The organism is Cyanobium sp. Tous-M-B4 (assembly GCF_024345395.1).
Taxonomy (GTDB): Bacteria; Cyanobacteriota; Cyanobacteriia; order PCC-6307; family Cyanobiaceae; genus Cyanobium_A.
The window spans coordinates 241,324-265,660 of the sequence record NZ_JAGQBA010000004.1 but is presented as its reverse complement, the minus strand read 5'-3'; the positions used below and the strand labels follow the sequence as shown (position 1 = coordinate 265,660).

Below are 24,337 nucleotides of genomic sequence, written 5' to 3'. Positions count from 1 at the left end.
ATCTGGTGATTCGCTGAACAGGGCCGAGGTCAGGCGCTGTTCAAATCTGCAACCAACCTATCAGTCCTGGTTGCTGTACTGAGTAGATCTACTCACTGGCGGCGGGCTTCTGGTCTGGCAAGTGCTCCCAGCGGCTGCCCAGTTGCTGGATGGCCAGCACCTCTGAGCGGGACTCCACCCCGGCTTGGTGCCAGGCCCGCACCATCGCTCTACTCACGTCTTCGGCCGCTGGTTTGGGGCACAGGGCAAGCAGGCTTGGACCGGCGCCACTGATGACGCAACCCCAGGCTCCCGCCGCTAGGGCCGCCTCCCTTACGGCCTTGCCGCCATGGATCAGGCCCCAGCGGTAGGGCTCATGAAGACGGTCGTGCATGCCATCGGTGATCAAGTCGCCATTGCCGGTGCGCAGCCCCTGCAGCAGCAATGTGAGGGAGCCCAGGTTGATCACCGCATCCCCCACTGGAATTGATTTCGGCAGGGCCCGCCTTGCTTCGCTGGTGGTGAGCCGGATAGCGGGGATTGCGACCACTGCCTGAACGAGAGGCGACCATTCACAGCGCACCACCCGCCAGCGGTGCGAGGCCGCCTTGGCTGTCATGCACAATCCCCCCACCAAGGAGGGCACCACGTTGTCGGGATGGCCTTCAATGTCGATGGCCAACTCCAGCAGCTTCTCGCGACTGAGGGGCTCGCCCACCAGCGCATTGGCGCCGATCAGGCCAGCCACAATCGCCGTGGCGCTGCTACCCAGGCCCCGGGCCGGCGGCACCGCTAGCCGCACTCTTGCTTCAAGGGCCACCGGCTCCTCGCCGGCTTCTTTCCAAACCCGTTGGGCCGAGCGATACACCAGGTTGTCGGGCCCTCCGCGTAGGTGGGCTCCTTCGCTGCCTTCGATAATCAGATCAAAGCGCTCGCTGCCGCCCTCGATGCAGCGCATCTGGAAGACGTTGTCGAGATCCAGGGCAGCCCCCAGACAGTCAAAGCCAGGACCGACGTTGGCTGTGGTAGCTGGAACGTGAACCTCAACCCCTTGTCCGACCCGGGGGCGCACCATGGGACAACTTCTGCTGCGCCCAGTGTCTCAGGCCAGCAGCATGCGCGCCCGGCAGGCCGCGCTGAATTGGCCAATGGCCGGATCGACCACGGCCGTGATCGGCATGCTTACCAGCACCGGCTCAAGCCGACCCTTGTTTAGAAATGCCCGGTTAAAGGTGGGCGAGCGCAGGCTTTCCAGCAGCTTTCCTGCGGTACCGCCGGCCAACCACATCCCCCCCCGGCTCAGGCCCGCCAGGGCCAGATCGCCACACACACTGCCGTAGCAGCCGATCCAGATCTCCAAGGCTTCGCAGGCCAGGCTTTCCCCTAAGGCAGCGCTGGCAGCCACGGCAGCGGGCAGTTCCGACCCATCGGCTAGCGGGAAGAGGGGATGGTCTCCGCCGGGGTGGCGGATGTGAAGCAGCCAGCGCGCCACTTCGCCCAGGCCAGTGCCGCTTACCACCCGCTCGATTGAGACTCGCTCTAGGCCCCGCTCGCGGGCGAGCCACTGTTTGAGTTCCCATTCCTGCTGGTTGCGGGGGGCGAATTCAGCGTGGGCTGCCTCGCTGGCCACCGCCACCAAACCCGACGGGGTTGGTACCCCGTAGGCCACCCCCAGACCCGTTCCCGCACCAAGCACCAGCAGGGGCGCCTCCGGCCTCGCCACCCCCGGGCGGATTGGCGCCTGTTGCTGGGAGGTGAGATGGGGCAGCCCGTAGATCAATACGGCGAAATCATTGACCAGCTCAAACCGCCAAATACCTGTGGCGGCAGCCAGCTGGGTGCCATCGAGCTGCCAGTGGAGGTTGGTTAGTTGGGCCTTACCCGCCTCCACCGGTCCTGCCACCGCCAGGCAGGCGGCCGCAGGAGGGGGCTGGGAAGCACCCAGAAAGGTGGCCAGCAACGGGGCCAGGTCGTCCCAGTCGGCGGATAGGTAGCGCTCACTGCGCAGCAGCTCCAATTCACCCCCGGCCTGCAGCTGATAGAGGGCGAGAAGGGTCTTGGTGCCGCCGATGTCTCCAGCTAGAAGGGTGGTCACTGGCCGGGTGTGGGGATCGCCGGCAGGCCCAGGCCAGCTGCCCGCTTGGCATTTGCCGTAACTGCTGCAGCCAGCAGGTCGGCCACGCTCAGGTTGCCGAGGTCGCCTTCGCGTCTGCTGCGCAGGCTCACCGCACCTGTTTCAGCCTCCTTGGCGCCGATCACTGCCAGCAGGGGGATTTTCATCTGTTCGCCGTTGCGAATCAGCTTGCCGAGGCGCTCGCCGGAATGGTCCAGGGTGGCGCGGATGCCAGCGGCCTTGAGCTGCTCCAGTAGCTGCTCGGCGTAGGGCATCACCTCATCGGTAACGGGCAGCAGCCGGATCTGCTCGGGTGCCAGCCAGAAGGGGAAATCGCCGGCGTAGTTCTCGGTCATGATCCCGAAAAACCGCTCCAGCGAACCGAAGATCGCCCGGTGGATCATGATCGGGCGCATTCTTGAGCCATCAGCGGCCACGTACTCCAGTTCGAAACGTTCTGGCAGGTTGAAATCGAGCTGGATTGTGGAGCACTGCCACATTCGCCCGATGGCATCTTCGATTTTTAGGTCGATCTTGGGACCGTAGAAGGCGCCGCCGCCTTCATCGATCTTGTAGGCCCATCCCTTGCGATCGAGGGCCTCGATCAGGCCTTGGGTTGCCAGTTCCCACACGGCGTCTGCGCCGATCGACTTCTCCGGCCTGGTGGAGAGATTTATTTCGTAGGTCTTGAAATCGAAGGCGGAAAGGATCTCCTCTGTGAGATCAAGGATGCGCAGGATCTCATCGCTGATCTGCTCTGGTAGGCAAAACACGTGGGCGTCGTCCTGGGTGAAGCCGCGCACCCGCATTAGGCCGTGCATCACACCCGGACGCTCGTAGCGATAAACGGTGCCCAACTCGGCCCAGCGAATTGGCAGCTCCCGGTAACTGCGCAGGGTGCTTGCGTATGTGAGCACGTGAAAGGGGCAGTTCATCGGCTTGAGCTGGTATTGCCGCTCATCGACTTGCATGGGGCCAAACATGCTCTCGGCATAGAAGTCGAGGTGGCCCGAGGTTTTCCACAGGCTGATGTCGGCCACGTGTGGTGTGTACAACAGTTCGTATCCAGCTGCGAAATGGGCCTGACGCCAAAAATCTTCAATCAACAGGCGCATCCGAGCGCCGCGGGGATGCCAGAACACCAGCCCAGCCCCGGCCTCATCCTCGATCGAGAACAGATTCAGATCGGTGCCCAAGCGCCTGTGGTCCCGTCGTTTGGCCTCTTCCTTGCGCCGCTTGTGTTCCGCCAGCTGCTCGGGGGTTTCCCAGGCGGTGCCGTAGATGCGCTGCAGCTGGGCCTTGGTTTCATCGCCACGCCAATAGGCGCCGGCGACGCTCTCGAGCTCGAAGGCCTTGGGGTTGAGCTCGCTGGTGTTGGCTACGTGGGGCCCGGCGCAGAGGTCCCACCACTCCTCGCCCAGGGTGTAAAGACTGATCGGCTCGCTGATCCCCGCCAGGATCTCCAGCTTGTAGGGCTCGTTTTGGGCTTTGATCCTGGCCTCGGCTTCAGTGCGGCTTACTTCGATCCGCTCAAGGGGCAGACGGCGGCCAATGATCTTGCCCATCTCCTTTTTGATTGCCTTGAGATCGGCCTCGGTGAAGGGATCGGGATTGTCGAAGTCGTAATAAAAGCCGCTCTCGGTCCAAGGGCCGATGGTGACTTGAGCCTGGGGAAAGAGCTTCTGCACAGCCATGGCCAGCACATGGCTCATCGAGTGGCGGATGCGCAGCAGCTGGTTGCTTTCGCTGGTTTTGGGCAGGGCGATCGGTGCTGGCTCGGAGCTGGTTGGGTTCACGGGCACTGATCGCGCGTCTAATTAGGGCGAAGAGCGATCCTACGCAGCGCTCTTAAGCTGGACCCATGGGTTTTTCTTCTCCAACACCCGAGCCTGAATCCCCCGGCGTTCTGCTTGATCAGCTGCTCGGGTCCCTGCTCGATGATTTCAGTTCCTGGTTTGAGCGGGGCCTGCTGCTGCTAGATCACTGCCCAGAAGAGGTGATGCCCCAAGACCAGCAGCTGATCCTGCGCGATCACCTGGTGCAGGCCCGCAAGGAACTCTGCGCTGCCACAAGCTTGCGCCAGGCAGCTCCCATACCAATGGCCCTCGAGATGGAGACCCTGGCTCCCTGGCATCAACTGGTGTTGTCGGTGTGGAATCTTTCGGCGGCCCTGCGCCGCCATGGGGTGACCCTGCCGTGATGGGCGAGCGCCGCAACCTGGCTTTCGGCTACGTCCTCTGGGCCCTAGGCCTGGTGGGAGTGTGTGGCGTGCATCGCTTCTACAACCGCAAGCCCCTCAGCGGCACCCTGTGGTTGCTCACTTTTGGCCTCTGCTTCGTGGGCCAATTGGTTGATCTCTGGTTGATGCCCGAACTGGTTGACCAGGCGAACCGACCTTTGGTGTCGCAGGGCTCGACCCTCTCGGTTGAGCGGCAGCTAGTCCATTTGGCGAGGCGCCGAGGCGAGCTGGGCTTCACCCTTAATGACGCCCTTGTCGAGATGGAGTTGCCGGCTGGGGTGGAGAGTCGCCAGGTGCGTGATGAGATTCAAAGGTTGCTCCACGCTGAGCTCTTAGATGTCGGCAATGACGATCGGGGCCGGGTGATCTACAAGGAGCCTTGAGACAGCGACGTTTTTTGTTGTTGCTGGGGCTGGCGGCTGGAGCGGCGCTGCCCATGGGGTTGTGGAGTTGTCCCCTGCGTCAGCTCACGGGGATTCCCTGCCCCACCTGCTACTTAACGCGCTCCGTGCTGGCGACCCTGCATGGCGACCTAGCCCAGGCCCTGGAGTGGCACGCTTTTGGCCCGGTGCTGGTGGGGCTTGCGCTGGCCCTGGGGCTCTGGACTCTCTTTGGCGGCCGCCTGGCCTCTCGGCTGCTGCTGCAGTTGGCCTGTGCCGCCGCGCTGCTCGCATTTGGCTACTGGCTGCTGCGGCTCTGGGGCTGGAGCCAGGGCCAGCCTTTGCCGGCCTGAACTGCCCAGAAAGTTCCTAGCCGGGCGGCAAGAAACCCAGTGTTTCCCGCACCCGTTTGAGGGTCTCATCGGCAACCGCTGCAGCTTTGTGTTGGCCATTGCGCAGCACCTCCGCCACCGCTCCAGGCTGCTGACGCCACTCCTGATAACGCTGCTGCACTGGTCTTAAGGCCTCCACGGCAGCATCTGCCAGCAGGGGCTTAAACGTGCCCCAGCCCATGGCGCCGCACTGCTCGGCTGCCTGCTGCCTGGTTTTGCCGGCCAGCAGGGCGTAAAGCCCTAGAAGGTTGTCTGCTTCAGGCCGCTCCGGATTACCGAATTCCAGTCCCATGGTGGGGTCGGTTTTGGCCCGTTTTATTTTTTTAACCACCAGTTCAGGCGGATCCAGCAAGCTGATTCGTGAGCCCTCGTTGGGGTCGCTTTTGCTCATCTTTGAGCTGCCATCGGTGAGGCTCATCACCCGGGCCCCTTCCCGCAGGATCAAGGGCTCGGGCACCTTGAGCACTGGAATTACCTCACCATCTGGATTCCGCTTGCCAAAACGGGCGTTGATGCGCTGCTGGGCAATGTCGCGGGCGAGTTCAAGGTGCTGCTTTTGGTCCTCCCCCACAGGCACCAGATCAGCGTCGTAGAGAAGGATGTCGGCAGCCATCAGCACCGGGTAGTCCAACAGGCCCACAGATACCTGGTCTCCCTGTTTGATTGCCTTTTCCTTGAACTGGATCATCCGCTCCAGCCAATTGAGCGGGGTGACGCAGTTGAGCAGCCAGGCGAGTTCGCAGTGAGCGCTCACATGGCTCTGCACGAACACAGTTGAGCGATCGGGATCTATGCCGCAGGCGAGATAGAGAGCTGCTGTTGAGAGCGTGTCCTCGGCGAGCTGGGCTGGCTGATGGGGAACAGTGATCGCATGAAGATCGACCACACAAAAAAAGGTGTCGTGGCTGCTCTGGAGATCAACCCAGTTGCGGATCGCGCCCAGCCAGTTGCCGAGGTGCAGAGCCCCGGTGGGTTGCACCCCAGACAGAACCCTCGGCCGTGCCATGGGACTCAGCTCTCGGTGCTCTCAGGGTTTTCGGTGCTCTCAGCGCTCTCGGGGGCAAGATCTTCTCCAGCCAGATCTTCTACAGCCAGCTCTTCGGCGGCAGCCTCTTCAGAGACGGGCACGATGGGCTCTGCCACGGGAGCAGGAGGCTTGCTGGGGCGAGCGAACGGGTCGATGCGAGGTGCCCGCTCTTGGCGGATCACCCGGCCCTCGCCACCCCCTGGCCGGCGCTCGGAGCGTGGGGAATCGCTGCGGGGGGAATCGCCACGGGGACCTGCCTGGGCCCTTTGTTGAGCGACCAGTTCGTCGAGTTTTCCATCCTCGAGCAGCTGGGCCACCGTGCGAATGGCGAAGCCGAGGGCAGCCACCGTGGAGCGCAGCGCGAAGCCTTCCTGAATGGCTCGGGCGGCACGCATCTCGTTGTCGCTGAGCCGGATGCGGAATCCGCCGGGTTCGCGGTTGCCTGGTGGGCGGCCGCCACCGGAACGCCCTCCCTGGTCATCGCGAGTTTGAGAGGGGGTGGTTTCGTCGGCCATCGCCTCAGCCTGTGCAGTCAGGGGCAAGTGTGCCGCATCGGCTGGCCAAGGGGGGGGTGAGCCAGTGCAGTCGATGGGGCTCTCGCTGCCCGCTGCGAGCTAGCACGATCAGGGGCAGGGCCCGCTCGGCCCCTGGTTGAAACTGGTTTCGATAGGTCTCCAGCAGCTCCAGATAGGCAGCAAATGTCCAGCCGTGGTTGCCTCGCTCCTGGTGGCCCCAGAAGTGGCGCAGCGCCTCCTGGCAGGCCGGTTGACCGAATTCCTGCCAGCAGCGCAACTGGGCTGACCAGGCCGGCTGTCCGGCGGAGATCCAGGCCCGATAGCGCACCAGTTCTGGTGCTTCGGCGCTGGCATCTGGCGGCAGCACCAGGGCAAGCTGCTCTAGTGGTACGCGCCGCAGCCTCAGCCAGCAACGCTCAAGCAGGGCCACCGGCAGGCTGCCAACCCAACTGGGAGCAGCCTGTAGTTCCACTGCCCAATCCAGCAGCTGGGCCTGCTGCCTAAGTGTCAATTGTGGGAGTGTCAATTGCGGCGGTGTCAATTGCGGCAGCTGCTCAGCCATGGGTGCCCTTAAAGGTGATCGCGGCGCTGGCGTATTCCCGCGGTTCAAGGTGGATGGTGCAGCGCACCCGACCAAACCGGGCCTCTAGGTGCTCCTCCACCAATTCAGTAATCCGGTGAGCCGTTGGCAGGTCATTGGCGTCCACCACCATGTGCATGTCGATGAAGACCTGCTGGCCGAGCACCCCGCGGCTGGCGATGTCGTGACAGTTGAGCACCCCTGCTACCTCCATCGCGACCTGGTGAATGGCCTCCGGAGCAATGGCGATCTGATCAACCAACTGGGGCAAGTTGGTTCGCAACACTGACCAGCACACCCGCACCAGCAGCAAGCAGAGTGGAATCGCTAGGGCGACATCGAGCCAACTGAGGTTGAGCCATACCGCTCCGGCCAGACCCACCAGCACCACTGCTGTTGTCCAGATGTCGCTGCTGGTGTGGGCCGCATCGGCCTTGAGCAGGGGACTGCCAAGCCTTCGCCCCTCGGCACGCTCATAGCCAGCCAACAGAATATTGATACCAAGCACGAGCAGTAGTACCAGTAGCTCCCGGCTGTCCATGCGCAACGGCTGTAGTCCGTTGCGAAGACGTTCAAGGGCGGCCTGCAGGATCTCGAAGGCAGTGAAAAGGATGAAGGCTGCAATAGCCAGGGCACCCACCGCTTCGTATTTGTGGTGCCCGTAGGGATGGTCCCGGTCCGGTTCGGGATCCGAAAGTCCATTGGTCACCAGCCCCAACAGACTTGAAAATCCGTCAGTGGCGCTGTGCATGGCATCCGCCAGCACTGCTAGCGAGCCACTCAATAGCCCCAGCAGCAATTTCAACAGCGTCATGCTGATGTTGACGGCCAGGGCCACCAGCAGCACTCGCTTCACTTGTTCGCGGGTGTCCTGGCGAACCTCCATTGGGTTGTCCCTTACTCCTGGAGCTGGCAAGGCAGACCCCCGACTCGCGCCCAAGCTATTGGCATTTGGCGCCTGCGCAGCGTCTCAAGCTGAGCTAAAGATGCATCAGCTTGTCCAGGGCCGTTGACGCCGCCGGTGACCATCCCCCAGCTCGACGGGTTAGCCATGGTCCGCCAGGTCATGCCCAAGACCCTCAAACCTTGGCTGCCGGCTATCGGCACCGGGCTTGCGGGCTGGTTTGCCCTCGATGGGCTACTGCGGTTGAGCCACCTGCCCATCGGCTCTGGTCTCACCTTGGCGGGCCTGGGCCTGGGTGCTTCGCTGCTGCGCCGCCGCCAACCCCGGGGGCCAGCCCCTACGGATGTGCCCGGCTGGCTGGGGCGCCTGGAGCAGCTTGAGGGCCAGTTTTTACGGCTTGTAGGGGAACCAGCTCCAGCCCAGGCTGAGCTTGATAGCCGGATGCGCAAGGACCAACTGGCAGCCCTGCGCCAGGAGCTGGATCGGCAGGGCTTGCAGTTGGCCTTAGTGGGTACCTCTCCTCCGGCTGTGGCTCTGCAGCCAGATCTGATCGAGGCCCTGCGTGGTCCCGAGTCACTTCAGCTTCACTGGGCCCACCCCTTACCGGCTTGGAGCAAAGATTGGTCTTGGCCTGAAGCATTTGCTGCCTGCGACCTGCTGATCCACCATCTGCGCACTCCTCTCTCAGCTGCTGATCTGCGCTGGCTAGAGGCCCTACCCGCCGCTCAGCCCGCCTGGCTGCTGGTGGAATTCAGCAGCGGTGACCAGACTCTCGAAGCTCTGACCGCTGAATTGCGTTCCCAGCTTGGACAGGATCTTTCCCAGCGTCTGCTCTTTTGGAACGGCCTGCCCACGACGCTTGCGGCCAGCATTTCGCCCTTAGCCCGCCACCTCGCCAGTGCAGGAGCTGAGTTGCGCCGCGGCCGCCAGCTGCGTCGTCTTCAGCAATTGCATGGCCTGTGGCAGTGCAATCTTGAGCAGCTGCGGCGGCAGCACTTCCTGCCACTGCAGCGGCGCACCCAATGGCTGGTGGCGGCGGGGGTGGTGGCGGCGCCCCTGCCGAGCCTCGATCTGCTAGTGCTTGCGGTGGCTAATGGCTTGATGTTGCGCGAAATGGCCCGACTCTGGGATTGCCCCTGGACTTTCGAGCAGCTGCAGGCCGCCGCTAGCGAACTCGCCAAAGCAGCCCTCGCCCAGGGGGTAGTGGAGTGGAGCAGCCAGCTTCTTACTGGCTTGGTCAAGTTGCATGGCGCCACCTGGCTGGTGGGGGGCGCGTTGCAGGCGCTCAGCGCCGCCTATCTCACCAGGGTTGTTGCCAGGTCTATGGCTGACATGTTGGCCCTCTCGGCGGGGGTGAGCGAGCCGGATCTCGCCGAGATCAAACGCCAGGCACCCCTATTGGTGGCCACGGCAGCGGCGGCGGAAAAACTTGACTGGCCTGCTTTTCTCGAGCAGGGCCGGCAGTGGCTTCGCAACCTGCCCCCTGCCGGCATGGACAGATCAGATCTGATGGCCGCGGAGCCAACCCCTTGATTGCCCTCGATCAGCGGGTGCTGTTTGCCTTTCTGCTCACCCTGGCAGCCGGCCTTTGCACCGGTCTTGGCAGTTTGCTTGGCCTGGTGTCGAGGCGATTTAGCCCCAAGTTGCTCAGTTTGTCGTTGAGCTTTTCGGCTGGCGTGATGATTTTTGTCTCCTTTGTGGAGATATTTCCCAAGGCTAGGCAAGCGCTGGCCCTCGGGCTTGGAGCTACTACCGGCTATGCGGTAACTGTGCTGGCTTTTTTTGCTGGCATGGTGGTGATTGCCTTGATCGACAACGCCCTACCTAGCCATGATCTGACCCTTCCTGAGGCCAACTTGCCCAGGGCCCAGTCGCAGACCTTGCTCCGCACAGGGTTGTTTTCGGCCCTGGCGATTGCCATCCACAATTTTCCAGAGGGTTTGGCCACCTTTGTTGGTGCCCTCTCAAGTCCCAGGCTTGGCATCAGCATCGCTATTGCAATAGCCATCCACAACATTCCCGAGGGCCTGGCGATTTCAGCCCCGGTGTATTACGCCACTGGCAACCGCCGCACTGCTTTTTGGGTGTCTTTCGCCTCAGGGCTTGCCGAGCCCATCGGTGCAGTGGTGGGCTACGTCTTTTTAAAAACATTTCTCAGCGACACGGTGATGGGATTGGTTTTCGCCAGCGTCGCCGGCTTGATGATTTACATCTGCTTCGACGAATTGCTGCCTGCCGCTCAGCGCACCGGGGCCCATCATCACGTGATGATTGCTGGCCTCACGGCAGGAATGCTGGTGATGAGTGTCAGCTTGGTGCTGCTGGCCTGAGGTGACCCAGTTCCCCAGCAGAGATTCAGCGGCGCCTGGCGCAGATCAGAGCTGGCCCTGGTGGCCGCTTTTGCCGCTCTACCCCTACGGTCGCCGCCGCACCTTGGTGCGCGAATTGATCCCTGGCCAGGTCTGGAGTTTCGAGCAGCTCCAGGGGGTGTTTTACGTGGCAGTGCCGATCCGGATGACGGTGGTGCGTTTGCGGGCTGGTCTGTTGCTCTATGCCCCCGTGCCCCCCACTGGAGAGGTGCGGGCAGCTCTTGCCGAGCTGGAACACCGCTACGGCGCCGTTTGCACGATCGTGCTGCCTACCAGCTCTGGCCTCGAGCACAAGCTGCCGGTGCCGGCGATGGCAAGGGCGTTCCCTGCTGCCCAGGTGTGGGTGACACCACGGCAGTGGAGCTTTCCCTTGCCGCTGCCGCTGGCCTGGCTGGGGTTCCCGGCCCAGCGCACCCGGGTGCTGTTTGAGCAGGGGCTTCCCCATGCCGATGAGCTGCACTGGCTACCGCTCGGTCCCCTAGATCTAGGCCTGGGCACCTTCATGGAGGCGGCCTGCCTGCACCGCGCTAGCGGCTGCCTGCTGCTCACCGATGCCCTAGTGGCCATCAGTGAGCAGCCCCCAGAACTATTTGATGCCGATCCGACGCCGCTGCTTTTCCATGCCAGGGATCGCGGTGATGCGCCCCTGCTCGACACTCCTGATTGCCGCAGGCGGGGCTGGCAGCGACTGGTGTTGTTTGCCTCCTATCTCCGCCCAGACCATCTGCAGGTGCCTGGAATCAGGGAGCTGCTTTCCGGCCTGCTGGCCGCGGGGGTGCGCTCGCCGCGGGCCTATTTCGGCCTCTATCCCTTCCGCTGGCAAGAGGGTTGGCAGGCTGAATTTCGGCGGCTGGTGCCCGGCCCTGAGGCTGCACTGCTGGTGGCGCCTGTCTTGGAGCGGCTGGTGTTTCCCCGCTGCCGGGCCGCCCTGGTGACTTGGATCCGCACTTTGGCTGGCCAAGCCGAGATCCGCTGGCTGGTGCCGGCCCATTACGAAGCTCCGGTGGCATGCAGCCCTCAGCAACTAGGGGAGCTTGCAGACTGCCTGGAAGGGCGAGATTGGGCACCAGATAGGGGCAGCTGGGCTTACCTGAGCGGCATTGACAAAACCCTCCTGCGCCTTGGAGTGGTGCCGGAGCAGCCCGCGGAGCCTGGACTAGGGGATTCCGGACTAAGCGATTACTGAGTTTGAGCTAACTCAGAGCCTGAGCTCGCCTGGGTCGGCATCGAGGTCGCTGTCCAGATCTCCGCAGCCCAACAGGCTCGTGTCCAGTTCCATGCGCTGTTCCATCTGGCGCAGGAAGTAACCGGTCATCATCGCTGAAGCCAGCAGGCCAGCCAGGTTTTCTCGGTTGGTCTGAATCTTGACCTCGAACTGCTCTCCGGGAAGCATTCCCAACAGCCCTTGGACGTTGTGGCGAATGATGTCTTGGATGTCGCTACTGGCTGAGCGAGCAACCCTTTGCAGCACATCAGGAGATTGCTCCTGCAGGTACTGAATCAACGAGTTACCGCTGATCGCTTCGTTATCGGTGGTCAGGAACTCCGGGTTGAACATCGCCGGCGTGCGCTGCATCCGCTTTGCACCCTACCCCAGCTCATTCGTCTTACCAGGGGGGTGGCCCATGGCGGAGATCCGTAACCAGCCGAACCGATCGAGGGGCCAGTAGCGAAGCACCGCTGTACCGATCAAGGCCCTTTGAGGCAGGGGCCCCCAGAGGTGGGAATCCAAGCTGGCATTGCGGTTGTCTCCCAAAACCAGCAGATGCTCTGGGGGCACCGTGAGGGGTTCCAGCTGGTAGTCCATCGGTTCGGCTGACCAATCGATCGCCGCCTTGATGCCGTTGCGCCAAAGCACTCCATCGCGCACCTCCACTTCATCGCCCGCTTGTGCCACCACCCGCTTGATCAGGGCTGCCTTGGGGTCGTAGCCAGCGGCTACCAGGGCTGTGGGGGGATGGAATACCACCACGGTGCCGATCGGTACGGGGAGATGCAGCCGGGCGCGCAGCTTCTCCACCAGCACCCGATCCTGCAGTTGCAGGGCCGGGAGCATCGATCCCGAGGGAATCCAGCGGGGCTCCAGCACCGCCCAGCGCAGCACCAGGGCCAGCAACACCCAGGCCAGCACTGGCACCACCTGGCGGCGCAGGGTTTCGAGCAGGCTGGGTGTGCTGCTGCGGGGCGTGGAAGACAAGGGTGCAGGGGAGACTGGTCCAGTCCATCCTGAACCGCCCTGGCGTGGAGTTGGCCCGTCGCAATCTTGAGGCGGCGCTGCTGCTGCTGAAGGCCCTGATGGGCGAGGGGCTCAGCCAGGCTGTGTTGTGTCCAGGCAGTCGCTCCGGTGCCCTGGCCCTGGCCCTGGGCGTACTTGAGCCGCGCGGGCTGGCGCTGTACACCGCCATTGACGAGCGCTCTGCCGCCTTTTTTGCCCTGGGATTGGCCAGGGCCACTGGAAAAGCAGTTGCAGTTGTCACCACCTCGGGCACAGCTGTGGCAAACCTGCTGCCCGCCGCGGTGGAAGCGGACTATGGCGCCATCCCCCTATTACTGATCAGTGCTGATCGCCCCACGCGGCTCAAAGGCTGTGGGGCAAACCAGACCGTGAACCAGGAAAGCTTTCTGGCCGCCAGTGTGCGCTGGTTTGGCCAGGGAGATGGCACTGGACTGGCTGCCATGACGGACACTGCCATCGCCGCCCTGGCTCGCCAGGCATGGTCTGCCACCCGGCCCTATGGCCTTGCGCCGGGGCCAGTGCACCTCAACCTTCCCTTTGCCGAACCTCTTCATGCGGACGGGACGGCGCTGCTTGAGGCAACGGCCCACGCTTCCCTTGAGACCACTCCCCCTCCATTGGGCGATCTCGGCCTGAGGGCCCCTGGATCAGGGACCCAGGCACCGCCCTTCAGCCCCGCTCCCGATCCAGACCAGCCAGGGGTGGTGGTTGCTGGTCCCTGGCGCGGCCTGCCCCAGCACTGGCCTGGTTATGTGGAGGCTCTGGTGCGCTGGCAGCGGCGCACGGGCTGGCCCGTGCTGGCCGATGGCCTCAGCGGGCTGCGGGGGTTGGCCGAACTCGATTTGATCAGCAGCTACGACCTACTGCTCGAGGCTCCTGAACTCAAGCTGAGTTCAGCCCAGGTGCTGCGCCTTGGCCCCTTGCCCGCCAGCCGCCGTCTGCAGCGCTGGCTGGTCGACCAGGAGTCTCGCCAGTGGCTTGTCAGTGAGGGCGAGCCGAGATGTCTTGATCCGCTCGGCAGTGGATGGCACGGCAGCGGATGTCAGCAGAGCGCCGCCGGTTTGGCCGGCTGGAGCGCCAGCTTGCCTCCAACTATTTGGGCCGGCGGCCCCAGTGCCGAGGGCCTGCAGTTTGGGGCTCGCTGGCGCCAGCGGGAGCAGCAATTGCAGCTCTGGCTAGATCAGCAGCTGGCCAGTGGTGATGGGGCAGAAACTGGTGTTAACGAGCTTTGTTTGGCGCGCCAACTGGGGCTCCTGCTGCCCGCCGGCTTGCCGCTGGTGCTTGCCAACAGCAGTCCAGTGCGCGATTGGGAGAGCTTCGCCAACCCTGCTGCCCCCTGGCGACCGGTTTATGGCTTCCGAGGGGCATCCGGCATCGATGGCACCCTCTCGATCGCCTGCGGGGTCGCTGAGGCCCATGGCCAGGCGGTGCTGCTCACGGGAGATCTGGCCCTGCTCCATGACAGCCATGGCTGGCTCTGGCAGCGCCAACTAAAGGGGCGCCTCACCGTGATCCTGATCAACAACGGCGGTGGCGGCATCTTTGAACAGTTGCCGATTCGCATAACGCCTGAGCAGGCTCTGGATTTCGAGAGGCTGTTTGCCATGCCCCAGCAGCTTGATCACTTGGCTTTGGCTGCAGCCCATGGCGTGCAGGGGCGCAGGGTGGATCAGCTCGCTGGCTTGCCATCCCAGCTGGACTGGGCGCTGCAGCAGCCGCTGGCGCTGCTTGAGCTGGTGAGCGATCGCCGCGCCGATGCACTCAAGCGCCAGACCTTGCGCAGAATGGCCGCCCAAGCCCTGATGCAGTCTTGAGCCCTTCCTCCCCGACCATGTCAGCGGTGCAATGGCAGCCCGCCGGCTCCTACGAGGACATCCTTTTTGACCTGTGCGAGGAGGGGATCGCTCGCATCACGATCAACCGACCTCACAAGCGCAACGCCTTCCGGCCCCGCACCGTGCATGAGCTTTGCGACGCCTTTTCCCGAGTTCGCGACAACCCTCGGGTTGGGGTGGTGTTGTTTACCGGCGCCGGCCCAGCGGCTGATGGTGGCTGGGCCTTTTGCGCTGGCGGCGATCAAAGCGTGCGCGGTGATGGGGGCTATCTCGACGAGTCGGGTTTGCCCCGTCTCAATGTTCTGGACTTGCAACGCCTGATCCGCAGCTTGCCGAAGGTGGTGATTGCCCTGGTGGCCGGTTACGCGATCGGTGGTGGCCAGGTGCTGCACCTGCTTTGCGATCTGAGCCTGGCGGCTGAGAACGCCGTATTTGGCCAGACTGGACCACGGGTGGGCAGTTTTGATGGGGGCTTTGGCGCCGGCTACCTGGCCCGGCTGGTGGGCCAGCGCAAGGCACGGGAGATTTGGTTTCTCTGCCGTCAATACGGGGCCGACCAGGCTTTGGCCATGGGCTTGGTGAATGGGGTTGTGCCCCTTGATCAGTTGGAGCAGGAGGGGATCAGCTGGGCGCGCGAGGTGCTGCAGCACAGCCCCACGGCGATCCGCTGTCTCAAGGCTGCCTTCAACGCTGAAACCGACGGATTAGCAGGAATTCAGGAGCTGGCCGGCCAGGCCACCCATCTCTTTTATCGAACAGCGGAGGGCCAGGAGGGGCGCAATGCCTTCCTTGAGAAGCGACCGCCAGACTTCTCCGATGCTCCCTGGTTACCTTGAAAACAGACGGATTTCATCTCAGGGCAGTGGGTTGTTTGGGGCTGCTGCCTTTGCTTCCGCTCTTGCTTGTTGGAGCCCACTTAATTGCGCCACCCCTTGCCGTTGCAGCTGTGGAGCCATCTCAGCAGCGTCGGCTCGTCCTTGACCGGCGCCAGCGCCAGTTGTTTGTACTAGAGGGCAACCAGGAGCGCAAACGCTTTCCAGTGGGTGTCGGCCGGCCGGGCTGGGAGACCCCGGTGGGTCAGTTTTCGGTTATCGAGCTAGCGGTAGACCCCACCTGGGAGCACCCAGCCACCGGCCAACGCATCCCGCCTGGACCTGCCAACCCCCTCGGCAGCCGCTGGATTGGCTTCCACCGCGACTGCAAGGGCCGCGCCGGCTTCAACGGCAGCGAGCACCTTGTGGTGAAGGGTTGCGTCAGCGCTGGCTTCCACGGCACACCCCAGAGGCACAGCGTGGGCCAGGCCGTTTCCCACGGCTGCGTGCGCCTACTGGATGAGCATGTGCGGGAACTGTTCGATCTGGTGGAGATGGGCACCCCCGTGACGGTGTTGCCTTAGCGACGCCCGTAGAGTTGCGCCCACCTCCGGTAACTCTGGGATGCGGGTCTTGTTTGCGGCAGCCGAATGCGCGCCGATGATCAAGGTCGGGGGCATGGGAGATGTGGTGGGTTCCTTGCCCCCGGCCCTAGCCGCCTTAGGCCACGACGTACGCATCATTTTGCCGGGTTACGGCAAGTTGTGGTCGAAGTTGAAGGTTTCGCCCGAACCCATCTGGCGCGGCCACACGATGGGCAATGACTTCGCTGTCTTTGAGGCCCGCCATCCCACCAACGGCCTGATTCTCTATTTAGTGGGCCATCCGGTGTTTGATCCGGAGCGCATCTACGGCGGCGAAGACGAGGATTGGCGCTTTACTTTCTTTGCCAGCGCCACTGCGGAATTCTGCTGGCATCACTGGAAGCCTCAGGTGCTGCACTGCCACGACTGGCACACCGGCATGTTGCCGGTGTGGATGCATCAAGACCCGGAGATCAGCACCGTATTCACAATCCACAATCTCAAGTATCAGGGCCCTTGGCGCTGGAAGCTTGATCGCATTACCTGGTGTCCCTGGTACATGCAAGGGGACCACACGATGGCGGCGGCCTTGCTGTATGCAGATCGGGTCAATGCGGTGTCCCCTACCTATGCGATGGAGATCCGCACGCCCCAATACGGCGAGCATCTCGATGGCTTGCTGAATTTCATCAGTGGCAAGTTGCGCGGCATCCTCAACGGCATTGATACCGAAGACTGGAATCCAGCCACTGATGCCAGCCTGCCAGCCCAGTTTTCGGCTGCGGATTTAGCCCCCCGTGCCATTAATAAGCAGGCCCTTCAGGAGCGCTTTGGCTTGGCTGTGAATCCCCGCTCCTACCTAATGGGAATGGTGAGCCGGCTAGTCGATCAAAAAGGTGTCGACCTGCTGCTGCAGGTTGCTGATCGGGTGTTGGCCTATACCGACAGCCAGGTTGTTGTTCTGGGCACGGGGGATCGCACCTATGAGTCGGGGCTATGGCAGATGGCAGCGCGCCATCCCGGCCGCTTCGCCGTTTTCCTCACCTACGACGACGCCCTCTCAAGGCTGATTTATGCCGGCAGCGACGCCTTCTTGATGCCGAGTCGTTTTGAGCCCTGCGGTATCAGCCAGATGCTGGCGATGCGCTACGGCTCGATTCCGGTGGTGCGGATGGTGGGTGGTCTGGTGGACACCGTGCCCCCCAACGACCCCCTGGCGGGCAGCGGCAATGGCTATGGCTTCGATCGCTACGAGCCAATCGATTTCTACACGGCAATCGTGCGCTCCTGGGAGGCCTACCGCAATCAGGCCAGTTGGCAGGAACTCCAGCGCCGGGGCATGGGCGTGGACTTCAGCTGGGCCCGCTCGGCGCTCGAATACGACGCCATGTACCGCGACGTTTGCGGCGTAAAGGAGCCAACGCCTGAAGCGGCCGCCGTTGAGCGTTTCTCCCAAGGTCAAGATGCTGACCCCAGCCGGAGGGGTCTGGCTTCCCTGCTGAAGCGCCGTTGAACCCCTTTTGGTGACGCCACCCACTTCCGCCCCCGATAGTTCGGGCCGTTCGGAGCCACCAGCTCCCTATCCGGCCCCTTACGTAGAACCTTGGGGCCGTCTTGCAGTGGACCTGCGTGCCGCCTTGGCCAGCACGGTGCTCAAGCTGCGGGAGCTGGTGCGCCGCAACCGGGAGGGAGATTTATCCGTGCCTGGCTTTTGGCCCCAAGGGCTTGCGGCCTTTTTTTGGCCGGTGCTGCTAGCCCTGGGTCTGGCTGTATTGGCGTGTTTGCTGACGCTGCTGATAAAAACTGTCTTCTCTAGCCCCACCCCCACCACTTTTGATATTGCGGATAGTTCAGCCGTTCAACCAGTTGTTGAACAAGTTGCCCCCCGTTCTGATCTGCAGATTGCCCAGGCGCTAGGCCAGCCAGCTGCTCGCTCTGTTGATCCAGCTCCAAGCTCTCCTGAGCTTGCAGAGCCTGCTCCAGCCACGCGCCTTGAGCTCGACCCCCTGCTGGCCCTGCTCTCAAACGACGACCCCGAGGGCTGTATTGCTTCTGCTCGCCCTCACCCAGAGCAGGGGCTGCTCGATCTGGAGCTGGTGACGACCTGGGCAGGCTTGCCATTGCAGCGACGCCAGCAGCAGGCCGATATCTGGCTGCAGCGCAGCCGCGAGTTGGGTTACGAGCGTCTGCGCCTGGTAGCCCCTGGCGGCAATCTGCTGGCTCAGGCCGCCCGGGTGGGTAGCGGCATGGTGCTGTTGGAGGCGGAGACAATTCCTCAGGCATGATCCTCGGCATCGCCCCCGACTGCCGACGATGAGTCTGCGTTTAGCCCAGTTGCAGGAGCTTTGGGGTCCACCCGCCACCGGCCCACTTGCGCTGGATCAGGCGGAGCTGAAGCTTGCCGCCCAGGCCATCTGCACCGATAGCCGCCAGCTGCGCGGCGGTGACCTTTTTCTGCCGCTGATTGGCGAGCGCTTCGATGGCCATGGCTTCCTTGCCGGTGCCCTCGAGGCAGGTGCCGCCGCCCTATTAGCCCAGGCGGGCCACCTTGCGCCAGCCTCCCAGGCCAGTGTGTTGGCTGCTGCTGCCGCAGCTCACGTTCCTCTCTGGCTGGTGCCGGACACCCTGCAGGCTTACCAGGACCTGGCGGGTCTCTGGCGCCTGCAGCTTGCAGCAGCAGTGGTGGCGGTGACCGGTTCCGCCGGCAAGACCACCACGCGGGAACTTATCCGCAGTGCCCTGGCTCCGCTTGGGCCGATCTGGGCCTCCAGCGGCAACGAAAACAACGACGTAGGCGTTCCCCTGACCTTGCTGGGCGCAGCACCTGATCAGGCGGCCTTGGTTGTGGAAATGGGCATGCGGGGCCTCGGTGAGATCGAACGGCTCAGTCGTTGCGCCAGCCCCGATGTGGCAGTGATTACCAACATCGGCACAGCCCACATCGGCCGGCTTGGCAGTCGCGAGGCAATCGCTACGGCTAAGTGCGAAATCGTGGCTGGTTTAAGGCCCGATGGCTTGGTGGTGATCCCGGCAGGTGATCCTCTTCTGGACAGTGCCCTGGCCAGGGTGTGGTCTGGCCGGGTAGTTCGGGTTGCCCTGCAGGGAGAAGGCCATGAAGTGGCCGCAGACCTGGTGGGCAGCCTTGATTGCCAGGGGGAGATTTTGGAGTTGGCCGGAGTGGCCCTGCCCGTGCCGCTAGAGGGTGTTCATCACGCCCGCAACCTGATGCTTGCCATGGCGGTAGCTCGTGAGCTCGGCCTTGAGCCTGAGCGTTGGCGGCCCCTGCAGGTGGATTTGCCCGGAGGACGCAGCCGCCGTTTGCAGCAAAATGGCGTGCTGATACTTGACGAGACCTACAACGCCTCACCGGAGGCGGTGCTTGCCGCCTTGGAGCTGCTGGCCCAGCAGCCAGGCCGCCGCTTCGCGGTGCTCGGCACGATGCTTGAGCTGGGCGAGCAGAGCCTCGCTCTGCACCGCAGCGTGGCCGAACGGGCAAGGCAACTTGACCTTGATGGGCTGGTGATCGTGGACCAGGGCGAGGAAGGGGCGGCCATGGTTGCGGCGGCCACTGGCCTAGCGCGTTTAAGGCAGGTGGATTGCCCGGAGGCTGCGGCAGAGCCATTGCAGCAATGGCTGGAGCCTGGAGATGTGCTTCTGCTCAAGGCCAGCCGGGGTGTTGCTCTGGAGCGCTTGATCCCGCTTCTCTAATCGGCCATGCCGGGCTCGACGCGATCGGCCATGATGGCTGCGGAGCAGCATTTCACGATGTTGTGCCTTCGGGCGAAGGTCCTGGGTGGTGGTTCACTCGGGGCCTTTCTGCTTTCAGCCCAAATACCAATGCAACATGGCAGCCAGCTGGCCCACCATGCCCTTGCCGGTGAGAAGCTCGCCGGCGATTGCTGCGGCAAAGCCAAGCATGGCCACCCGACCATTTAATAATTCCACCCCGGCAAGGGCAGCCTTGTTCCAGGGTTTGGGACTGGTCATGCTCTCGCCAAACCGTTCGACCGGCTCGTAGAGAAAGCCCTCTTTATCTGGTGAAGCTGCATCTGGTGAAGCTGCAGGACGCCTGTCGCGATTCATAAAAGCTGGGGAAGATTGGCGCAGCCTATGGGGCTGGAGGGCTTGGCTGGTTTAACTGGGTGGACCAGTTTTCCTTGACGAGCTGGCGAGCACGGCCCAAGGCGAGCGACCCGGCCGGCACGTCCTTGGTGATCGTCGAGCCGGCACCAACGGTGACGTTTTCGCCCAGGGTCAGTGGTGCCACCAGCACAGAATTTGCCCCGGTTTTGCTGCCGGCGCCCACCACGGTGCGGTGCTTGCGCACGCCGTCGTAGTTGGCGGTGATTGTGCCTGCTCCCACGTTGACGCCAGCTCCCAGATCTGCGTCGCCGATATAGCTGAGATGGTTTACTTTCACGCCATCGGCAAGACTGCTGTTTTTCACTTCCACAAAATTGCCGATGTGACAGTGCTTCGCCAATGAGGTGCCGGGGCGTAGCTGGGCGAAGGGGCCAATGGCGCAGTGCTCACCCACCTGCACCTGGCGCAGCACTGAATAGAGCACGGTCACACCTGCTCCCAAACTGCTGTCTTCGATCAAGCAGCCGGGCCCGATGCGGCAGCCATCGCCGATGGAGCTGCTGCCTCGGAAGTGGCATTGGGGTTCAACGACAACATCCTGGCCAAAGCGGCAGTCCTCGCTGAGGGTGCAGCTAGCTGGATCGACAAAGCTGACACCCTCAGCCATCCAGTGGCGCTTTAGCCGTTCCTGCAGTGCCGCCTCGCATTGGCTGAGCTGGAGCCGGTCGTTGATACCGGCAATTTCGTCGGCATCGGCCACCTCTCGGTGCATGGCCGGTCGGAGCAGGGCCACCGTGTCGGTGAGGTAAAGCTCGCCTTGGTCGTTGTCGGTGGTGAGCTTGGGCAGCACCTCGGCCAACTTGGCCCAGTTGAAGCAGTAGATACCGGCGTTGGTGAGGTCGTTGAGACGCTGGTGGTCGTTGCAGTCGCGGTGCTCCACGATTGCGCTAACTGAGCCGTTGGCATCGGCAAACACTCGCCCGTAACCACTGGGATCGTCCAGCCTGGCTGTCAGCAGGGTCACGGCAGCGCCACTGCTGCGGTGTTGCTCCAGCAGGGTCGCAAGGGTTTCGGGGCGTAGCAACGGCACGTCGCCATTGAGTACCAGCAGATCGCCGCTGAAGTCTTTTAGCGGCTCGAGCAGCTGCTGCACGGCGTGGCCAGTGCCGTTCTGTGGCTGCTGCAACACGAATTCCAGGCCGCTTAGGCCCTGCAGCTGCTGCTCCACCCGCTCGGCCTGGTGGCCAACGATCAGCAGGCGCCGCTCTGGCTGAAGCTGCTCGCAGCTGGCCAGTACCCGCTCCACCAGGGTGGCACCGGCTAGGGGCTGGAGCACCTTGGGCAGGGCGCTCTTCATGCGGGTGCCCTTCCCTGCGGCCAATACGGCGACGGCGAGCATGGACTTGTATGTGGAATAGGTATCAGTTTGCCTGTTGCTTGAGGCGGGCTAGGTCGGCCCAGAAGCCCGGATAGGAGACGGCCGCCGCTTCCGGCCGGTGCAGCAGGGTGTCGCCCTGGGCGATGCCGGCGGCTACCGCCAGACTCATGGCCACTCGGTGGTCGGTCTCACTGTCAACCTCTGCGCCATGCAGTTCGGTACAGCCGCTGATAGTCATGCCGTCTGCGAATTCCTCGATGCGGCCGCCCATCGCCCCGAGCTGCCGTCCCATTACCGCCAGGCGGTCTGTTTCCTTGACCCGCAGCTCCTCGGCGTCACGAATGCGGCTGATGCCCTCGGCGCAGCAGGCGGCTACGGCTAGCACTGGGATTTCATCAACGAGCCGGGGGATCAGATCGCCACCGATTTCAAAGGCTTGCAGCGGGCCGTGGCAAACCCGCAGGTCGCCCACAGGCTCCCCGGCCACATCCCGGCGGTTGAGGACGCTGATTTGAGCGCCCATCTGCTCCAGCACCTCGAGGATGCCGGTCCGGCTGGGGTTGAGCCCCACGTTCTGCACTGTGATCTCAGCGCCTGGGGTGATGGCACCGGCCACCAGCCAGAAAGCGGCGGAGCTGATGTCACCTGGCACCACCACGGCTTGCCCTTTGAGCGTTTGCCCCGGGGTTAGGGTGACCACTGTATTGCCTTCACCGCCCACAGATAACTCGGCGCCGAAGGACCGCAGCATTCGCTCGCTGTGATCGCGGCTCTGGGCCGGCTCGATCACGGTGGTGGGCCCGTCAGCGGTGAGGGCGGCAAGCAGGATGGCGCTCTTCACCTGGGCTGAGGCAACCGGGGTGTGAATGGTTGTGCCGCGCAGCGGCTGGCCCTGCACCGCCAAGGGTGCAAAGTTGCCGTCCCCGCGGCCATGGATCTGGGCACCCATTTGGGCCAGGGGGGCTCCGACCCGCCGCATCGGCCTGCCCCGTAGGGAGCCATCACCAGTGAGCACGAAGTGGCGGCCCACCCGGCCTGCCAGCAGCCCCAGCATCAGCCGCATGGTGGTGCCCGAGTTGCCGCAATCGAGCACATCGCCAGGTTCCTGGAAGCCATCAAGGCCGGCGCCTTGCACGGTCACTGGCTGGCCGGCCTGAATCGGCGATACCTCCACGCCCATGGCCCGCAGGCAGGCCGCCGTACTAAGCGGGTCCTCCGCTGGTAGCAAGCCCTCGATGCGCGTTTCTCCCTCGGCGATAGCCCCAAACAAAAGGGCCCGGTGGGAGATTGATTTATCCCCAGGCACCTGCACGGTTCCCGCCAGGGTGCCGCCACCAGTCAGGCGGAGTGGGGCATGATTGGCGGCGAAATGGGCCACGAAGCTCTGACGGCAGTGGGCCGATCCTATGGAGCCTGCCGCTGCTCGACTGATTCATAGGCATGCCAGTGGCAGAGCGGGCCTTGACCTGCGCCAATGGCTAGGGCGGAGCGCAAGCCGCCCTCCACGTAGCGCTTGGCTTCGTTAATGGCCTCCTGAAGGGATCGTCCCAGGGCCCGCTGGGCAGTGATCGCTGCCCCCAGTGTGCAGCCACTGCCGTGGGTGTGGATGGTGCTAATCGGCGCGTGGCTGAGCCACTGCCCAGGGGCATGCCGCTGCAGGAGGTAGTCGCGGCCGCGCAGCTCTGGCCGGCCGCCGCCTTTTACCAGCACCGCTGCTGACCCCAGCTCCAGCAGCCTCTGCGCCGCTTGCTCAACCGCAAGTTCCAGATCGCTAGCCGCCTCAATCGTCACGCCGCTGAGTAGCTGGGCTTCGTGCAGGTTGGGGGTGAGCAGCTCGGCCTGGGGCAGCAGCAGCCGATAGGCAGCAATGGCGCTGGGCTCAAGTAGCACTGACCCTGCCCGCGACACCATCACCGGATCGATCAATTTCGGGATCGCCAACGGCGCCAGGGCGGCAGCGGTGGCTTCGATCAGGCTGGCATTGAGCAACATGCCGGTTTTAAGGGCTGCCACCGGCAGGTCGGTGAGCACCGCGGTGATCTGGGCGCTCAGGGCCTCTGGCGGCAGAGAGTCCACGCGGCTGACACCTGTGGTGTTTTGGGCGGTGACGCAGGTGATGGCCGAGCAGCCAAATACCCTCATGGCCGTGAAGGTCTTGAGGTCGGCCTGGATGCCGGCGCCGCCGCTGGAATCGCTGCCTCCGATTGTCATAGCGATGGCGGTAGTCATAGGCACGGCAGCAGTTCACTCAAGTTGATGATCTCAGAAATCATCGAATTATTCATTACTTTGCCATTCATCGTTAATGGCATGTACTTTTTATCTGGCTTGAGGATCTAGTGTGGATTTTGATTATCACGACTGGTCTTTTCAATGCTGCATTTGAAGTCTAAATGTGTCTCGGCTAGCAGGAACGCGCTACGTCTAACTGTGTCGTTAGTAATTGCTGCAATTGTCGTGCTTTCGGCTGATGCTGGCGCGGCCCAGGCTAGCTGTCGGTTTCTGATGCCTATAGCAGCAGGTGGCGAGCCCGTTGTGCAAAAACGCATCAGTCCGGATGGATTGTTTCGCCGCAACAACTGGAACACAGATTTTGCGGTAGATCGCAGCTACGCCAGTCATCGCATCAACTTGCAGTCGGCATCGACAGATAAGGCGGTGTTCCCAGCCTCAGCATTTTTGCGACTCACCGATAACAACGACCTTTGCTTGGTGAATGAGAATCGCACCCTTCAACCTGAGCAGAGACACGTCTTCGGTCCTTTTCCAGCCGTACCTGGCCGGCGCACGAACCAGGTGAATGTGAGGGTTGGTGCCACCAAAATGCCCGCCTCTACCGGCTTCAGTTACCGCGTGTCGGTGGAGGGTTGCGACTGAATATCGGCATGCTCCAGCAAGGAAAGGTGGGGAG

General features: G+C 63.2%; 26 protein-coding genes. 13 read left to right on the top strand and 13 right to left on the bottom strand.

The window, feature by feature from the left end; all coding sequences use genetic code 11:
- Positions 1 to 88 precede the first annotated feature (88 nt).
- Genes thrB through thrS form a run of 3 tightly spaced genes read right to left on the bottom strand, consistent with a single transcriptional unit; the run spans position 89 to position 3,888 of the window.
- Positions 89 to 1,054, bottom strand: coding sequence for a homoserine kinase (gene thrB, locus KBY73_RS09885; protein ID WP_254936904.1), 966 nt, complete (start codon positions 1,052 to 1,054; stop codon positions 89 to 91).
- Between the two features lie 27 nt (positions 1,055 to 1,081).
- Entirely contained in the window at positions 1,082 to 2,074 is a 993-nt protein-coding gene (locus KBY73_RS09880; RefSeq protein ID WP_254936903.1) for a glucokinase, read from the bottom strand.
- Positions 2,071 to 3,888: a threonine--tRNA ligase gene (thrS, locus tag KBY73_RS09875; protein ID WP_254936902.1), complete on the bottom strand. Its 1,818-nt coding sequence runs from the start codon at positions 3,886 to 3,888 to the stop codon at positions 2,071 to 2,073. Before thrS ends, KBY73_RS09880 begins: the two co-directional genes overlap by 4 nt.
- 65 nt (positions 3,889 to 3,953) lie before the next feature.
- Between thrS and KBY73_RS09870 the strand changes: the two genes are divergently transcribed.
- Genes KBY73_RS09870 through KBY73_RS09860 form a run of 3 tightly spaced genes read left to right on the top strand, consistent with a single transcriptional unit; the run spans position 3,954 to position 5,064 of the window.
- Positions 3,954 to 4,292 (top strand): DUF2605 family protein, encoded by a 339-nt coding sequence (locus KBY73_RS09870; protein WP_254936901.1) that lies wholly within the window; start codon positions 3,954 to 3,956, stop codon positions 4,290 to 4,292.
- A complete protein-coding gene (locus KBY73_RS09865; protein ID WP_254936981.1) occupies positions 4,292 to 4,714 on the top strand; it encodes a TM2 domain-containing protein in 423 nt (140 codons plus the stop codon). The genes KBY73_RS09870 and KBY73_RS09865 overlap by 1 nt, the downstream gene beginning before the upstream one ends.
- Positions 4,711 to 5,064 carry a DUF2752 domain-containing protein gene (locus KBY73_RS09860; RefSeq protein ID WP_254936900.1) on the top strand — a complete coding sequence of 118 codons (354 nt, stop codon included), beginning with the start codon at positions 4,711 to 4,713 and terminating at the stop codon, positions 5,062 to 5,064. The genes KBY73_RS09865 and KBY73_RS09860 overlap by 4 nt, the downstream gene beginning before the upstream one ends.
- Before the next feature lie 16 nt (positions 5,065 to 5,080).
- Here the strand turns inward: KBY73_RS09860 and trpS are convergent, their stop codons facing one another.
- From trpS to KBY73_RS09840, 4 genes are read right to left on the bottom strand one after another with little or no spacing between them, the layout of a single operon-like run.
- Positions 5,081 to 6,109, bottom strand: coding sequence for a tryptophan--tRNA ligase (gene trpS / locus KBY73_RS09855; RefSeq protein WP_254936899.1), 1,029 nt, complete (start codon positions 6,107 to 6,109; stop codon positions 5,081 to 5,083).
- 5 nt (positions 6,110 to 6,114) lie between these two features.
- The gene (locus KBY73_RS09850) at positions 6,115 to 6,672 is read right to left on the bottom strand and encodes a hypothetical protein (RefSeq protein WP_396096931.1); all 558 of its coding nucleotides are present in this window, start codon (positions 6,670 to 6,672) and stop codon (positions 6,115 to 6,117) included.
- Positions 6,650 to 7,207: a hypothetical protein gene (locus tag KBY73_RS09845; protein ID WP_254936898.1), complete on the bottom strand. Its 558-nt coding sequence runs from the start codon at positions 7,205 to 7,207 to the stop codon at positions 6,650 to 6,652. Before KBY73_RS09845 ends, KBY73_RS09850 begins: the two co-directional genes overlap by 23 nt.
- Positions 7,200 to 8,111 (bottom strand): cation diffusion facilitator family transporter, encoded by a 912-nt coding sequence (locus tag KBY73_RS09840; RefSeq protein ID WP_254936979.1) that lies wholly within the window; start codon positions 8,109 to 8,111, stop codon positions 7,200 to 7,202. The genes KBY73_RS09845 and KBY73_RS09840 overlap by 8 nt, the downstream gene beginning before the upstream one ends.
- 165 nt (positions 8,112 to 8,276) lie before the next feature.
- On the opposite strand from KBY73_RS09840, the gene KBY73_RS09835 reads away from it, so the two are divergent.
- The 3 genes from KBY73_RS09835 to KBY73_RS09825 are packed head-to-tail and all read left to right on the top strand — an operon-like array spanning position 8,277 to position 11,684.
- Positions 8,277 to 9,662, top strand: a complete 1,386-nt coding sequence (locus tag KBY73_RS09835) for a YcjF family protein (RefSeq protein ID WP_254936897.1) — start codon at positions 8,277 to 8,279, stop codon at positions 9,660 to 9,662.
- On the top strand, positions 9,659 to 10,459 hold the full coding sequence (gene zupT, locus KBY73_RS09830) for a zinc transporter ZupT (RefSeq protein ID WP_254936896.1): 801 nt from the start codon (positions 9,659 to 9,661) through the stop codon (positions 10,457 to 10,459). Before KBY73_RS09835 ends, zupT begins: the two co-directional genes overlap by 4 nt.
- A 1-nt stretch (position 10,460) precedes the next feature.
- Complete coding sequence (locus KBY73_RS09825) at positions 10,461 to 11,684, top strand: DUF4336 domain-containing protein (protein WP_254936895.1); 1,224 nt, start codon at positions 10,461 to 10,463, stop codon at positions 11,682 to 11,684.
- A gap of 12 nt (positions 11,685 to 11,696) precedes the next feature.
- On the opposite strand, the gene KBY73_RS09820 is transcribed toward KBY73_RS09825, so the two are convergent.
- Together KBY73_RS09820 and lepB are read right to left on the bottom strand one after the other, a co-directional pair.
- On the bottom strand, positions 11,697 to 12,056 hold the full coding sequence (locus KBY73_RS09820; RefSeq protein WP_254936978.1) for a DUF760 domain-containing protein: 360 nt from the start codon (positions 12,054 to 12,056) through the stop codon (positions 11,697 to 11,699).
- Positions 12,057 to 12,086: 30 nt separating this feature from the next.
- Positions 12,087 to 12,662 carry a signal peptidase I gene (gene lepB, locus KBY73_RS09815; protein WP_254936977.1) on the bottom strand — a complete coding sequence of 192 codons (576 nt, stop codon included), beginning with the start codon at positions 12,660 to 12,662 and terminating at the stop codon, positions 12,087 to 12,089.
- A 77-nt stretch (positions 12,663 to 12,739) separates the two neighbouring features.
- On the opposite strand from lepB, the gene menD reads away from it, so the two are divergent.
- The 6 genes from menD (at position 12,740) to murF (ending at position 19,673) form a co-directional block, all read left to right on the top strand.
- Entirely contained in the window at positions 12,740 to 14,548 is a 1,809-nt protein-coding gene (gene menD, locus KBY73_RS09810; RefSeq protein WP_254936894.1) for a 2-succinyl-5-enolpyruvyl-6-hydroxy-3-cyclohexene-1-carboxylic-acid synthase, read from the top strand.
- 17 nt (positions 14,549 to 14,565) lie between these two features.
- Positions 14,566 to 15,405 (top strand): 1,4-dihydroxy-2-naphthoyl-CoA synthase, encoded by an 840-nt coding sequence (gene menB, locus KBY73_RS09805; RefSeq protein ID WP_254936976.1) that lies wholly within the window; start codon positions 14,566 to 14,568, stop codon positions 15,403 to 15,405.
- A 110-nt stretch (positions 15,406 to 15,515) separates the two neighbouring features.
- Positions 15,516 to 15,965 (top strand): L,D-transpeptidase, encoded by a 450-nt coding sequence (locus KBY73_RS09800; protein WP_254936893.1) that lies wholly within the window; start codon positions 15,516 to 15,518, stop codon positions 15,963 to 15,965.
- 40 nt (positions 15,966 to 16,005) lie between these two features.
- A complete protein-coding gene (gene glgA, locus KBY73_RS09795; RefSeq protein WP_315858425.1) occupies positions 16,006 to 17,478 on the top strand; it encodes a glycogen synthase GlgA in 1,473 nt (490 codons plus the stop codon).
- A 106-nt stretch (positions 17,479 to 17,584) separates the two neighbouring features.
- A complete protein-coding gene (locus KBY73_RS09790) occupies positions 17,585 to 18,250 on the top strand; it encodes a hypothetical protein (protein WP_254936892.1) in 666 nt (221 codons plus the stop codon).
- A gap of 28 nt (positions 18,251 to 18,278) precedes the next feature.
- Complete coding sequence (gene murF, locus KBY73_RS09785; protein ID WP_254936891.1) at positions 18,279 to 19,673, top strand: UDP-N-acetylmuramoyl-tripeptide--D-alanyl-D-alanine ligase; 1,395 nt, start codon at positions 18,279 to 18,281, stop codon at positions 19,671 to 19,673.
- A gap of 114 nt (positions 19,674 to 19,787) precedes the next feature.
- Here murF and KBY73_RS09780 read toward each other — a convergent pair whose 3' ends face one another.
- From KBY73_RS09780 to thiD, 4 genes are read right to left on the bottom strand one after another with little or no spacing between them, the layout of a single operon-like run.
- Positions 19,788 to 20,048, bottom strand: coding sequence for a chlorophyll a/b-binding protein (locus KBY73_RS09780; RefSeq protein ID WP_254936890.1), 261 nt, complete (start codon positions 20,046 to 20,048; stop codon positions 19,788 to 19,790).
- A gap of 25 nt (positions 20,049 to 20,073) precedes the next feature.
- Complete coding sequence (gene glmU, locus KBY73_RS09775) at positions 20,074 to 21,447, bottom strand: bifunctional UDP-N-acetylglucosamine diphosphorylase/glucosamine-1-phosphate N-acetyltransferase GlmU (protein ID WP_254936889.1); 1,374 nt, start codon at positions 21,445 to 21,447, stop codon at positions 20,074 to 20,076.
- A 22-nt stretch (positions 21,448 to 21,469) separates the two neighbouring features.
- Positions 21,470 to 22,804: a 3-phosphoshikimate 1-carboxyvinyltransferase gene (aroA, locus tag KBY73_RS09770; protein WP_254936888.1), complete on the bottom strand. Its 1,335-nt coding sequence runs from the start codon at positions 22,802 to 22,804 to the stop codon at positions 21,470 to 21,472.
- A gap of 26 nt (positions 22,805 to 22,830) precedes the next feature.
- Positions 22,831 to 23,655, bottom strand: a complete 825-nt coding sequence (gene thiD, locus KBY73_RS09765) for a bifunctional hydroxymethylpyrimidine kinase/phosphomethylpyrimidine kinase (protein ID WP_254936887.1) — start codon at positions 23,653 to 23,655, stop codon at positions 22,831 to 22,833.
- Positions 23,656 to 23,931: 276 nt separating this feature from the next.
- Here thiD and KBY73_RS09760 point away from each other — a divergent pair, with 276 nt between their 5' ends.
- Entirely contained in the window at positions 23,932 to 24,303 is a 372-nt protein-coding gene (locus KBY73_RS09760) for a hypothetical protein (protein ID WP_254936886.1), read from the top strand.
- Positions 24,304 to 24,337 lie beyond the last annotated feature (34 nt).